The sequence below is a fragment of the Streptomyces pseudovenezuelae genome (assembly GCF_001513955.1).
GTDB lineage: Bacteria > Actinomycetota > Actinomycetes > Streptomycetales > Streptomycetaceae > Streptomyces > Streptomyces pseudovenezuelae.
On sequence record NZ_KQ948152.1, the window covers coordinates 292424 to 305124 of the forward strand.

11 protein-coding genes are annotated in these 12701 nt (G+C 71.7%); 6 read left to right on the plus strand and 5 right to left on the minus strand.

Translation table 11 applies throughout. The features are described 5' to 3' along the window. Nucleotides 1-138 precede the first annotated feature (138 nt). The 6 genes from AQI94_RS35650 (at nt 139) to AQI94_RS35675 (ending at nt 7620) form a co-directional block, all read left to right on the plus strand. Nucleotides 139-2721, plus strand: coding sequence for a YfhO family protein (locus AQI94_RS35650; protein WP_225890378.1), 2583 nt, complete (start codon nt 139-141; stop codon nt 2719-2721). Between the two features lie 65 nt (nt 2722-2786). Continuing rightward, on the plus strand, nt 2787-3815 hold the full coding sequence (argC, locus tag AQI94_RS35655) for an N-acetyl-gamma-glutamyl-phosphate reductase (RefSeq protein ID WP_031056184.1): 1029 nt from the start codon (nt 2787-2789) through the stop codon (nt 3813-3815). Next, nucleotides 3812-4963, plus strand: coding sequence for a bifunctional glutamate N-acetyltransferase/amino-acid acetyltransferase ArgJ (gene argJ / locus AQI94_RS35660; protein WP_031056181.1), 1152 nt, complete (start codon nt 3812-3814; stop codon nt 4961-4963). The genes argC and argJ overlap by 4 nt, the downstream gene beginning before the upstream one ends. Beyond that, nucleotides 4960-5871, plus strand: a complete 912-nt coding sequence (argB, locus tag AQI94_RS35665; protein ID WP_031056179.1) for an acetylglutamate kinase — start codon at nt 4960-4962, stop codon at nt 5869-5871. Before argJ ends, argB begins: the two co-directional genes overlap by 4 nt. Further along, complete coding sequence (locus tag AQI94_RS35670) at nt 5868-7055, plus strand: acetylornithine transaminase (protein WP_031056176.1); 1188 nt, start codon at nt 5868-5870, stop codon at nt 7053-7055. Before argB ends, AQI94_RS35670 begins: the two co-directional genes overlap by 4 nt. Before the next feature lie 19 nt (nt 7056-7074). Next, the gene (locus AQI94_RS35675; RefSeq protein ID WP_031056173.1) at nt 7075-7620 is read left to right on the plus strand and encodes an arginine repressor; all 546 of its coding nucleotides are present in this window, start codon (nt 7075-7077) and stop codon (nt 7618-7620) included. Between the two features lie 67 nt (nt 7621-7687). On the opposite strand, the gene AQI94_RS35680 is transcribed toward AQI94_RS35675, so the two are convergent. The 5 genes from AQI94_RS35680 to AQI94_RS35700 form a co-directional block, all read right to left on the minus strand. Further along, entirely contained in the window at nt 7688-8488 is an 801-nt protein-coding gene (locus AQI94_RS35680; RefSeq protein WP_225890379.1) for an FAD:protein FMN transferase, read from the minus strand. After that, nucleotides 8481-9269, minus strand: a complete 789-nt coding sequence (locus AQI94_RS35685) for an FMN-binding protein (RefSeq protein WP_031056168.1) — start codon at nt 9267-9269, stop codon at nt 8481-8483. The genes AQI94_RS35680 and AQI94_RS35685 overlap by 8 nt, the downstream gene beginning before the upstream one ends. Nucleotides 9270-9297: 28 nt before the next feature. Continuing rightward, entirely contained in the window at nt 9298-10680 is a 1383-nt protein-coding gene (locus tag AQI94_RS35690; protein ID WP_031056167.1) for a ferredoxin reductase family protein, read from the minus strand. Nucleotides 10681-10758: 78 nt separating this feature from the next. Continuing rightward, nucleotides 10759-11220, minus strand: coding sequence for an FMN-binding protein (locus tag AQI94_RS35695; protein WP_031056165.1), 462 nt, complete (start codon nt 11218-11220; stop codon nt 10759-10761). 10 nt (nt 11221-11230) lie between these two features. Then, nucleotides 11231-12583 carry a ferredoxin reductase family protein gene (locus tag AQI94_RS35700; RefSeq protein ID WP_031056162.1) on the minus strand — a complete coding sequence of 451 codons (1353 nt, stop codon included), beginning with the start codon at nt 12581-12583 and terminating at the stop codon, nt 11231-11233. Between the last annotated feature and the right edge of the window lie 118 nt (nt 12584-12701).

Consider the following 12701-nt stretch of genomic DNA (forward strand, 5'->3'; position numbering starts at 1 on the left):
CCGGGTCGTACGGAATTCACTGCACCGCCATCTGCGGTAGGACAACCAACCGTATGCACCCCCGGTCTGAATCGGTGCAGCAACAACGCACGGGGCGAACGCCCCGGACGGGGGCTTGAATTGACCAGTACACACGGCGTGCGACCGACCGTCCCGCCCGAACCGAGGACCGCGGACGAGCACCCAGGGGAGCGGCCGCCGCCCGGGCCGGGGCAGGCCGCCCTGCTCGCGGCCGCGCTCACCGTGGTCGTGCTCTGCGCGGCCGACGCCGTCGCGGGCAGCTACCCCTTCGGCCCGCGCACCCGCAACGTCAACGACCTGGGCAACCAGTACGTGCCGTTCCACGCGCACCTGTGGGACCTGCTGCACGGACGCGCCACCGGTGGCCTGCTCGTCAACTGGCAGTCCGGGTTCGGCGCCAGCTTCCTGCCCGACCTCGGCACCTATCTGACCAGTCCGTTCGCGCCGCTCGTGGCGGTGTTCCCCCGGGACGAGATCGACCTCGCGGTGTACGTGATCACCGTGCTGAAGATCGCCTGCGCCGGGGCCGCCATGGCCTGGCTGCTGCCGAGACTGCGTCCGGGGCGCTGGTGGGCGGCGGGCCTGCTGGGCGCGTCCTACGCCCTGTGCGGCTGGACCGTGGCGACCGCCTCGTACAACCTCATGTGGCTCGACGGGCTGATCGCGCTACCCCTGCTGTGCATGGTCGGCGAGTGGGTGCTGAGCGGCCGGCGCCCGCTCCTCGCGGTGCTGGTGGTGACGGCCGCCTGGATCGCCAACTTCTACACGGCCTACATGGCCACCCTCGCCGCCGCTCTGGTGTTCCTGCTGCGGCTGTGGCCGGCCGGTCTGCCGCGCCGCCGCACGCTCGGCGCGGCGGGCCGGGCCGTCCTGACCTTCGCCCTCGGCATCGGCCTGGCCGCGCCTGTGGTGACGGTCGTCTACTTCGGCAGCGCGCACGCCTCCGAGGGCCGGTTCACGCGGTTCGCGCCGGTGGGCACGGAGGACCTGCTGGCCCGGCTGCTGCCGACGACGTACAGCTTCGGCTCCCCGGCGCTCTTCGTGGGCACCACGGCCCTGCTGCTCGCCCTCGCCCTGCCCTTCCACCGCGCGGCACCCCGCCGGGTGCGCGCGGGGTGGACGCTGATGATCGTCGTCGTGACCCTGTCCCTGCAGTGGGGTCCGGCCCATCTGATGTGGCACGCCTTCGCCGAGCCGCAGGGCAGTTCCTACCGCCAGACCTTCGTGGTGTGCGCCCTGCTGGTGATCGCGGCCTGGCACACGCTCTCCTACGGTCCCCTCGACCGCCGTGCCCTGGGCGCCGCGGCCGGACTGCTCGCGCTGCTCGCCCTGGTCGCGAGCGGCAGCCAGCTGGTCCGCTCCTTCGCCTGGCCGGTGTTCCTGACAGCGGCCGTGGGCGCGCTGCTCGGGCTGGTCCTGCTCGGCCGCGAGCGACCCGTGCTGCGCATGGCCCCGGCCGCGCTCGCCGCCGTACTGCTCGTCGGGGCGCAGCTGGGCGAGGCCACCGCCACCGACGCGGTGGCCACCCGGATGCGGTTCGGGCACATGGACGACTACGCCCCCTGGGGCCGGCGGCAGCAGGACCAGGCCGAGGCGGTCGCGCAGGCCGACGGCTGGCCCCGCTACCGCACCGACCCGGGCCGCGAGCAGACCGTCGGCAACGACCCGCTGGAGGTCGGCGGGCAGGGCGCCCAGTACTACAGCAGCCACACCTCGGCCGTGCTCAGCAGTACGCTCACCGCTCTCGGCGGCGGCTGGACCTCCGGCGGCCGCAGCCTCCAGAGCCTGGACAACGCGGTCACGGACGTCCTGTTCTCGGTGGGCGCCCGGGTGCACTCCCCGCCGGACCCGCACCAGAACTGGTTCCCGCAGGACGGCACCGGGGAGACCGTGACCCGTGAGGACGTCCCGCCGCTGGTGACGGTACGGCCGTCCGCCGCGACCGGTGCCTTCGGGCCGTCGCCCTACCGCAACCAGGAGATGCTGCTCGGCGCCCGCGTCTACACCCTGCCTCGCCTCACCGTCCGCAACGGCGCCGGGAAGCGGCCGTACCGCAGCACCGACCGGCGCCAGGGTGTGCGGGTCGGGGCGAAGGCGACGATCACCGCCCGGTGCCGGGCGGGCAGCGAGGTCTACCTCTGGGCGCCGTACTTCGGGGGCACCGCGCGGCTCGCCGGAACCTCCGCCCACGGTCCGACGGGACGGTTCCGAGCCGACTGGCGGCCCCTCACCAAGATCGCCGCGATGCAGCGGCTCGGCACGGTCCCGGACTCCGGGCGCGTCACGATCGACCTGTCCGCGAACCGCTTGGGTGTCGTGCCGGACCAGGCGGTCGGCTGCCTGGACACCGGGCGCCTGCATACCGTGGTACGACAGCTCAGGGCCACCGGCGCCACCAAGGTCACCGTCTCCGGCTCCGGCGGCACGATCCGGGCCCGGCTCCCGGCGGGCAGCAGCGGGGTCGCCGTGGTGGCCGCGCCCCGCATCGCCGGCTGGCGCTGCGCCGCCGGTGACGCGGCCCTCGTACCCGCGAAGCAGTACCACGGGCTGATCGCCGTACCGCTCGACGCCACCTCGACCAGCGTCACCTGCGCGTTCCGTCCGCCCGGTCTGCGCCTGGGGACCGCGGTCGGGGGCGCTTCGCTCGCGGTTCTCGCCGGGCTCGGGGTGTTCGGGGCCGTGCGTCGGCGGAGGGCGTGAGTATGCACGCGGTTGCATAAACGTGCAGCGAAACGTATAGTCATGCCATCCAGGAGGAGGATGACATGGCGGTACGGGCGGCAGTGGCCGGAGCGAGCGGGTACGCGGGCGGTGAGGTCCTGCGACTGCTTCTGGCGCACCCCGAGGTCGAGGTCGGCGCGCTGACCGGCAACTCCAACGCCGGGCAGAAGCTCGGCGCGCTCCAGCCCCACCTGCTGCCGCTGGCCGACCGGGTGCTCCAGGAGACCACGGCTGACGTCCTTGCCGGTCACGACGTCGTCTTCCTCGCTCTGCCGCACGGCCAGTCCGCCGCCGTCGCCGAGCAGCTCGGCCCGGATGTCCTGGTCGTCGACATGGGCGCCGACTTCCGGCTGAAGGACGCGGCCGACTGGGAGAGGTTCTACGGCTCCGCGCACGCCGGCACCTGGCCCTACGGCCTCCCCGAACTGCCCGGTGCCCGCACCGCGCTGGAGGGGGCCAAGCGCATCGCGGTGCCCGGTTGCTATCCGACCGCCGTCACGCTCGCCCTCTTCCCGGCCTACACCGCGGGGCTCGCCGAGAACGAGGCCGTGATCGTCGCCGCCTCCGGCACCTCCGGCGCGGGCAAGGCGCCCAAGCCCAACCTGCTGGGCAGCGAGGTCATGGGCTCCATGTCGCCGTACGGCGTCGGCGGCGGCCACCGGCACACGCCCGAGATCGTCCAGAACCTCAGCGGGGCGGCGGGGGAGCGCGTCTCCGTCTCCTTCACCCCGACCCTCGCGCCGATGCCCCGCGGCATCCTGGCCACGTGCAGCGCCAAGGCGAAGCCCGGCGTCACCGCCGAGTCCGTCCGTGCCGCCTACGAGAAAGCCTTCGCCGACGAGCCCTTCGTCCACCTGCTCCCCGAGGGCCAGTGGCCCGCCACGGCGTCCGTCTACGGTTCCAACGGCGTTCAGGTGCAGGTCGCCCTCGACGAGGCCGTGGGCCGCATCATCGCGATCAGCGCCATCGACAACCTGGCCAAGGGCACCGCCGGCGGTGCCGTCCAGAGCATGAACATCGCCCTCGGTCTCCCCGAGGAGCTCGGTCTTTCCACGATCGGAGTCGCACCGTGAGCGTCACGGCAGCCAAGGGATTCGAGGCGGCGGGCATCGCCGCCGGAATCAAGGAGAACGGCAACCCGGACCTGGCCCTCGTGGTCAACACCGGGCCCCGCCGCGCCGCCGCCGGTGTCTTCACCTCCAACCGTGTGAAGGCCGCGCCGGTGCTGTGGTCCGAGCAGGTCCTCAAGAGCGGCGAGCTGACCGCCGTCGTGCTCAACTCCGGTGGCGCCAACGCCTGTACGGGGCCGAAGGGCTTCCAGGACACGCACGCGACCGCCGAGAAGGTCGCGGACGTGCTCGGCATCGGCGCCGGAGAGGTCGCCGTCGCCTCCACCGGCCTCATCGGCCTCCTCCTCCCCATGGACAAGCTGCTGCCCGGAGTCGAGACCGCGGCCGCCCAGCTCTCCGAGCACGGCGGCGAGAAGGCCGCCATCGCCATCAAGACCACCGACACCGTCCACAAGACGTCCGTGGTGACCAAGGACGGCTGGAACGTCGGCGGCATGGCCAAGGGCGCGGGCATGCTCGCCCCCGGCCTCGCCACCATGCTGGTCGTCCTCACCACCGACGCCGACCTCCCGAGCGACCTGCTGGACAAGGCACTTCGGGACGCGACGCGGACCACCTTCGACCGGGTCGACTCCGACGGCTGCATGTCCACCAACGACACCGTGCTGCTGCTCGCCTCGGGCGCCTCCGAAGTGACGCCCGCCTACGAGGAGTTCGCGGAGGCCGTGCGGCAGGTCTGCGACGACCTCGGCCAGCAGCTCATCCGGGACGCCGAGGGCGCCAGCAAGGACATCAAGGTCGAGGTGGTGAACGCGGCCAGCGAGGACGACGCCGTCGAGGTCGGCCGCTCCATCGCCCGCAACAACCTCCTCAAGTGCGCCATCCACGGCGAGGACCCCAACTGGGGCCGCGTGCTCTCCGCGATCGGCACCACGAAGGCCGCCTTCGAGCCCGACCGGCTCAACGTCGCCATCAACGGCGTCTGGGTCTGCAAGGACGGCGGTGTCGGCGAGGACCGCGACAAGGTCGACATGCGCTACCGCGAGGTGCACATCGTCGCCGACCTCGCCGCCGGGTCCGAGACCGCCACCATCTGGACCAACGACCTCACCGCCGACTACGTCCACGAGAACAGCGCGTACTCGTCATGAGCAGCCCCACGCGGAAGCACACCGCGCTCCCCAAGGCCCAGATCCTCATCGAGGCGCTGCCCTGGCTGGTCCGCCACAACGGCAAGACCGTCGTCATCAAGTTCGGCGGCAACGCCATGATCGACGAGGACCTCAAGTCCGCCTTCGCTCAGGACGTCGTCTTCCTGCACCACGCCGGGCTCAAGCCGGTCGTCGTGCACGGCGGCGGTCCGCAGATCAGCGCCGCCCTCGACAAGCACGGCATCGTCAGCGAGTTCAAGGCAGGCCTGCGCGTCACCACCGAGGACGCCATGGACGTCGTACGGATGGTGCTGGCCGGGCAGGTGCAGCGCGAGCTGGTCAACCTGCTCAACGAGCACGGGCCGCTCGCCGTCGGAATGACCGGCGAGGACGCCCACACCATCACCGCCACCAAGCACCAGCCCGAGATCGACGGCGAGTTGGTCGACATCGGGCGGGTGGGCGAGATCACCGCGATCGACACGGGCGCGATCGAGGCACTGCTCGCCGACGGCCGGATCCCGGTCGTCTCCTCGATCGCCCGGAGCCAGGACGACGGACATGTCTACAACGTCAATGCTGATACGGCGGCTGCGGCACTCGCTGCTGCTCTGGACGCCGAAACCCTCATGGTCCTCACGGACGTCGAGGGCCTCTACGAGGACTGGCCGCACAGCGACGAGGTGATCAGCCGCCTCACCGCTTCCCAACTAGAGAAGCTGCTGCCGGAGTTGAGCTCCGGCATGGTCCCGAAGATGGAGGGCTGCCTGCACGCCGTACGCAACGGCGTGACCACGGCCCGCGTCATCGACGGGCGGGTCCAGCACTCGATCCTGCTGGAGATCTTCACCGACGAGGGCATCGGCACGATGGTCGTGCCGGACGTGCAAGAGGGGGACGCCGTATGACCGACAATCAGGAGCTCACCCAGCGCTGGCAGGGCTCGCTCATGAACAACTACGGCACCCCCCGCCTGCCTCTCGTCCGCGGTGAGGGACTCAAGGTGTGGGACAGCGAGGGCCGGCAGTACCTCGACTTCGTCGGGGGCATCGCCACCAACGCGCTCGGCCACGCGCACCCGGCGATCGTCGAGGCCGTCAGCAAGCAGATCGCGTCCCTCGGCCACATCTCCAACTTCTTCATGGCGGAGCCGACCGTCGCCCTCGCCGAGCGGCTGCTCCAGCTCTTCGGCCGCGACGGCAAGGTCTTCTTCTGCAACTCCGGCGCCGAGTCCGTCGAGGCCGCCTTCAAGATCGGCCGGCTGACCGGGCGCACCCAGATGGTCGCCACCGACGGCGGCTTCCACGGCCGGACCATGGGCGCCCTCGCCCTCACCGGCCAGCCTGCCAAGCGGACCCCCTTCCTGCCACTGCCCGCCGACGTGACCCATGTGCCGTACGGCGACGCGCAGGCACTGGCCGCCGCCGTCACCGAGGACACCGCACTCGTCGTCATCGAGCCCATCCAGGGCGAGAACGGTGTGGTGGTGCCCCCGGCCGGCTACCTCAAGGCGGCCCGGGCGATCACGGCGGCCAAGGGCGCGCTGCTGGTCCTCGACGAGGTGCAGACCGGCATCGGCCGTACCGGGCACTGGTTCGAGTACCAGGCCCACGAGGGCGTCCTGCCGGACGTGGTCACCCTCGCCAAGCAGCTCGGCGGCGGACTGCCGCTCGGCGCGACCGTCGCCTTCGGACGGGCGGCCGAACTGCTCCAGCCCGGGCAGCACGGCACGACCTTCGGCGGGAACCCGGTGGCCTGTGCCGCGGGCCTCGCCGTTCTCGACACCATCGCGAACGACGGGTTGCTGGAGAACGTCAAGCGGCAGAGCGAGAAGCTGCGCGACGGAATCGAGGCACTGGGGAACCCGCTGGTCTCCCATGTCCGGGGCGCGGGCCTGCTCCTGGGTATCGTGCTCACCGAGCCGCTCGCGCCGCAGGTGCAGCAGGCGGCTCAGGAGGCCGGTTTCCTGGTGAACGCGCCCGCCCCCGACGTCGTACGGCTGATGCCGCCGCTGAACCTCCGCGACGACGAGGTGGACGCGCTTGTCCAGGCTCTCCCCGGCATCCTGGGTGTCGCCGAGGGAGACGGATGATCCGGAGAATGAGACGACGATGAGTCATGCGCAGGAGCACGAGCACCACGGGGTCGCGGGGCCTGCCGTGCCGCAGACGCGGACCGCGCGCCACCGGCGGATCGTGGACATCCTCAACCGGCAACCGGTGCGGTCGCAGAGCCAGTTGGCCAAGCTGCTGTCCGACGACGGGCTGAGCGTCACCCAGGCGACGCTCTCCCGGGACCTCGACGAGCTGAACGCGGTCAAGATCCGCAACACCGACGGTGATCTCATCTACGCGGTGCCCAGCGAGGGGGGTTTCCGGACGCCCCGGGCGCCGCTGGGGGAGTCGGCGAAGGAGGAGCGGATGCGGCGGCTCTCCCAGGAGCTGCTGATCTCCGCGGAGGCCTCGGCGAACCTCGTGGTCCTGCGGACTCCTCCGGGGGCTGCGCAGTTCCTTGCCTCGGCGATCGATCAGGCCGAGCTGCAGGACATTCTGGGGACGATCGCCGGTGACGACACGTTGATGCTGATCAGCCGGAATCCTACGGGGGGACAGGCGCTCGCCGAGCATTTGTTGCGGTTGGCTCAGAACGGGCACTGAGGGTTGTGTCGGTCGGGTGCGGGTGTGTGGGGGCTGGTCGCGCAGTTCCCCGCGCCCCTAAAAGCCCTCACCCCAACCTGGCTGCCAAGCCCCCCGTGCACCGGACCTCGTCCCCGGCTGTGATCAGCAACGCTTCTACGTCCGGCAGGCTCTCCAGCCAGGCCAGGCCCTCCCGCGAACCCATCGCGAAAGCCGCCGTCGCCCAGCAGTCCGCCCAGGTGATGGTGGGGGCCACCACGGTGACCGCCAGCAGGTCCGTGACCGCCGAGCGGCCCGTGCGGGGGTCGACGATGTGGGCGCCGCGTTCGGCCGTGCCGGACGTCGCCACCGCCAGTTCCGCTGCGCCCGCCGCCGAGACCACCGCGGCCAGACCTCCCGGGCGCAGGGGGTCCGAGACCCCCACCCGCCACGGGCGCGCCGGGCCCGGTACGCCCAGCAGCTGGACGTCTCCGCCACCGTTGACGCTCACCCCCGTCGCCCCGGCCAGGGCCATGCGGCGGGCCGCGCGTTCCACCGCCCAGCCCTTGACGATGCCCGTCGGGTCCAGGCGGCCCTCGTAGCGCATGCTGAACCAGCCGTCGCTCAACCGCTCGGCCTCGGCGCCGAGTTCGAGGACCTCGGCGACCTCGGGGTCGCAGTCGTCGACCGTCAGCTCACCGCGGGCCAGGCGGGAGACCTGGCTGTCGTCGCGGTAGGTGCTGAACACCTCGTTCACCCGGTGCAGCCCCGCCACCGCCTCCCGCAGTGCCGCCTGCACGGCAAGGGGTTCCCCGCCGCGGACGTCGAAGGAGAAGACCGTCCCCATGACCTCCTCCGCGTGACGCACCGCGGCGGGAGCTTGTGCCGACTCGGCCACCGTGTCAGCCACCGGCCTGGTCCAGCGCGGACTGCAGCGACTTCTTGTAGCCCTCGCTGGTGTAGGTGGCACCGGACACCGAGTCGATGTCCGCGCTGCCGGCCGCCACGGCCTCCTGGTTGAGCTTCGGGACGGACAGCGCCGTCTTCTGGTCGCTGGTCCCGCCCTTCGGAGCCTGCACGGCCTCGGCCTTGGTGATCTTGCCGCCGCTGACCGTGATCCGGACCTGGACCGGGCCGTACTGGGTCTGGGAGACCGTACCGGTGACCGTCTTGGCGGCAGCCCCGGCGTTGCCGCCGGCCGGCTGGGAGGGCTGGGCCGAAGGCTGGGCGGGGGCGGCCGCGTTCGCCTTGTCGATCGCCGACTGGAGCGACTTCTTGTAGCCCTCGCTGGTGTAGGTCGCCCCGGAGACCGTGTCGACGTCGGCCTTCTGCTTGGCGACCGTGTCCTGGGTGAGCTTCGGGATGGACAGCGCGGTCTTCGCGTCGCTCTCGCCGCCCTTGGGCGCCTGGACCGCCTCCGCCTTGGTGATCTTGTTGCCGCTGACGGTGATACGGACCTGGACGGGACCGTACTGGGTCTGGACCACGTCCCCGGTGACCGCGCCGCCGGCGGCCGCCCCGGTGCCGCCCTGGGCCGACTCCTGCGCCGCCGCCGTCTGCTGCGGGATCGTTCCGCCCGCCTGGGCGGACGCCGGGTCCGAGGAGGGCTTCAGCGACAACAACAGCACGACACCGGAGACGGTGGCGGCGGTCGCGAGCACGACTCGACGGACGGGGTGAGACTTCCTCATCGCTTCAACAGCTCCTGAATTCCCGTCGTCACATCTCGAACGACTCGTGATGGATGCGGCGGGCGGGCACACCCGCGCCGCGCAGTGCTTCGTACACGGACTGCGCGAAACCGTTCGGCCCGCACATGAACACGTCGTGCTTGTCGATGTCGGGGAGCTTGCGCTGGAGGGACTCGGCGGAGATGTCCGGGCGCTCCCCGTCCGGACTGTTGACCGCGTACATCAGGCGGGCGCCGCGCTCGTCGGCGATGGTGGCCAGCTCGTCCCACAGGGCCAGGTCCTGGGTGGTGTTGGCCCGGTACAGCAGGGTGATGTCACCGGCCGCGCCCGGCAGGGTCTCGAACAGGGCCCGCATCGGGGTGATGCCGACACCGCCGGCCACCAGCAGCACCTTGCCGCGGCTGCGACGCTGGGCGGTCAGGGCGCCGTACGGCCCCTCGGCCCACACCTTGGTGCCGGGCACCAGCTCGCGCAGCCGCTCGCTGTGGTCGCCGATCGCCTTCACCGTGATCCGCAGCATGCCCGGTCGGGGCGCCGCGGACAGCGAGTAGGGGTGGGAGCTGAACCGCATGCCCGGGGCGAGGAACCGCCAGCGGAAGAACTGGCCCGCCTCCGCGCCCATCCGGTGCAGCTTGCGCCCGCCGATCAGCACCGAGACCACACCCGGTGTCTCCTCGACGACCGCCTCGACGTACATGCGGTGACGCAGGTTCAGCCGGATCGGCGTGAGGATCCGGTACCAGACCACCAGCGCGGTGACCGAGCCGTACAGCGCGTACCAGACGGTCTTGGCGACCGGCTCGACCGCGAAGTCGTTGCCGGTGGTCAGCTGGTGCCAGAAGGTCAGGAAGACCGCCGCGTACGTCAGCAGGTGCACGTGGTACCAGGTGTCGTACGGAATCCTCTTGCGCACCCCGCCGATGGACATCAGTCCGATGACGAACAGCAGCCCGGTGCCGATGGCCGCCTTGCCCATGTCCGGGAGCTGGTTGATGGAGTCCATCGTCTGCTGGACGATGTCGCCGAGCCCCTTGCCGGCCTGCAGGGCGTAGCCCCACATGATCAGGAAGACGTGGGCGACGACCAGGCAGAGCGTGTAGCGGCCGGTCATCGCGTGCCAGCGGGCGACCCGGTCGGAGCCCACCCGGCGCTCCAGCGCGGGCACCCGGGCCATCTGCAGCACCACGAGCGCCATCAGATATCCGGCCAGCAGACCGGTGATCCGGCCCGCGTTGAGGATCTTGCTGTTGTCGTCGGCCACGGACGGCGTGTTGTGCCACCACAGCCACAGCACACCGGCCGCGCCCGCCCATACGGCGAGCAGCAGGACGGTCGCCGGGGAACGGCGCGGGCGGATGCGGCGCATCGTCTGGCGGCGGGCGGCGCGGCCGCCTGCGAGCGTCGTGGTCACGTTTCCTCCGGGGGCGGGGGCAAGGGGGGGTGGGCGTGGTCCCTTGGTCCTTGGATACGTGCCGTGACGCCGGTGTGTTCAGCTGGCGGCGGAGTCCAGTGCGGACTGGAGTGACTGGCGGTAACCGTCGCTCGTGTACGTGGCTCCCGAGACCGTGTCGATGTCGGCGCTCTGGGCCTGGAGGGCCTCGCTGCGCAGCCGGGGGATCGCATAGCTGTTGATCTCCTGGTCCCGCGGGTTGTCCGTGGGGTAGGTGACCGCGGTGACGTCGGTGAGTCTGCCGCTCTTGACCGTGATGCGGACCTGGACCGGGCCCCAGCGGGTCTGGACCGTGTCGCCGGTCACCGTCCGGGTGCCGGTGGTGGTCGTTCCCCCGGTGCCGCTCGACGCGCTCGAACTGCCGGTGGGCGCGGGGACGGCGAGGGCGGCCGCGGGCGAGGCGTGCGGCTTCAGCGACAGCAGCATCACCATGCCGGAGACGGTGGCGGCGCTCGCCAGCACGATGCGGCGCAGCGGACGGTTCTTCTTCAGCGCGTGCACGGGTGAGGCCTCACAGCTCGAAGGATTCGTGGTGGATACGGCGATCGGGCACTCCGGCGGCGCGCAGCTCCCCGTACAGCTCCCGGGCCAGCCCGTGCGGACCGCAGAGGTAGACATCGTGACCGGCCAGGTCGGGGACGGCCGCCCGCAGCGACTCGGCGCTGATACGGGGCCGTTGTCCCTCGGGCCCGTTGAGCAGGTAGTGCACCCTCGCCCCGCGCCAGCGCGCGAGGGCCTCCAACTCACCGCCCAGCGCGAGGTCTTCGACCGTGCGCGCCCGGTACAGCAGGGTGACCTCGCCCGGCAGCGTCTCGAACAGCGCCCGCAGCGGGGTGATGCCGACCCCGCCCCCGATCAGCAGCACCTTGGGCGAGGTCTGCCGCTCCACGGTCAGGGAGCCGTACGGCCCCTCCGCCCACACCCGCGTCCCCGGCCGCAGCAACGCCACGGCGGCACTGTGGTCACCGAGGGCCTTGACCGTGATCCGCATCCGGTCGCGGCGCGGCGGCGCCGACAGCGAGTACGGCGTCGACGTCCAGCCCATGCCCTCGCCGAGGAACCGCCAGCGGAAGAACTGCCCTGCTTGCGCGCCCAGTTCGTCCAGCCGCCGCCCGCGCACGACGACCGAGTACACCCCGGGCGCCTCCCGGTGCACCGACTCCACCCGCAGCCGGTGGCGCAGGTTCAGCCGCACCGGCGCGAGGATCCGGAACCACAGCACCAGGGCGGCGACACCGAGGTAGAGCGCGTACCAGGCGGCCGTGGCCGGCGTGTTGCCGTTGAAGTCGTTCCCGAGGGCCAGTTGGTGCCCGAAGGTGAGGAACACGGCCGCGTACGTGAGGAGATGGACGTAGTACCAGAACTCGTAGCTGGTCCGGCGGCGCACCGCACGGGCGGAGGTGACGCCGACCGCGAGGAGGATCACGGTGCCGGCGGTCGCCTTGAGCATCTCCGGGTAGTCCAGGACCACCGTCACGGTCTCGTGCCACAGCGAGGCGCCGTCCTGGGCGGCGTACCCCGCGAGGATCAGCCCGATGTGCGCGAGCAGCAGGGTGACGGTGTAGCGGCCGGCCATCGCGTGCCAGCGAGCGACCCGGTCCGAGCCGACCCGCCGCTCCAGCACCGGAACCCGCGCCATCAGACCCACCAGCACCGCGCAGGCGTACCCGCACAGCAGCCCGGCGATCCGACCGGCCCCGGTCAGCCATCCGGCGGTACCGACCACGGAACCGGTGTCCGACCACCACAGGGCGAGCACGGCCGCCGCTCCCGCCCAGAGCAGGGCCAGTACGACACCCGCGGGTGATCGTCGCGCGGGCGGCGCCACGGCCGGTGCGGCCCGCCGCTCGTACACGGTGGTCATGGGGGTGTCCTTTCGCCTGTCCGGGACACAACTGTGCAAGGGGAACCTCTCAGGACCCTCTGAACCGGCCCCCGCTGAGCGGACTCAGAGGAAACTCAGAGCCTCCACGGACGGCCGC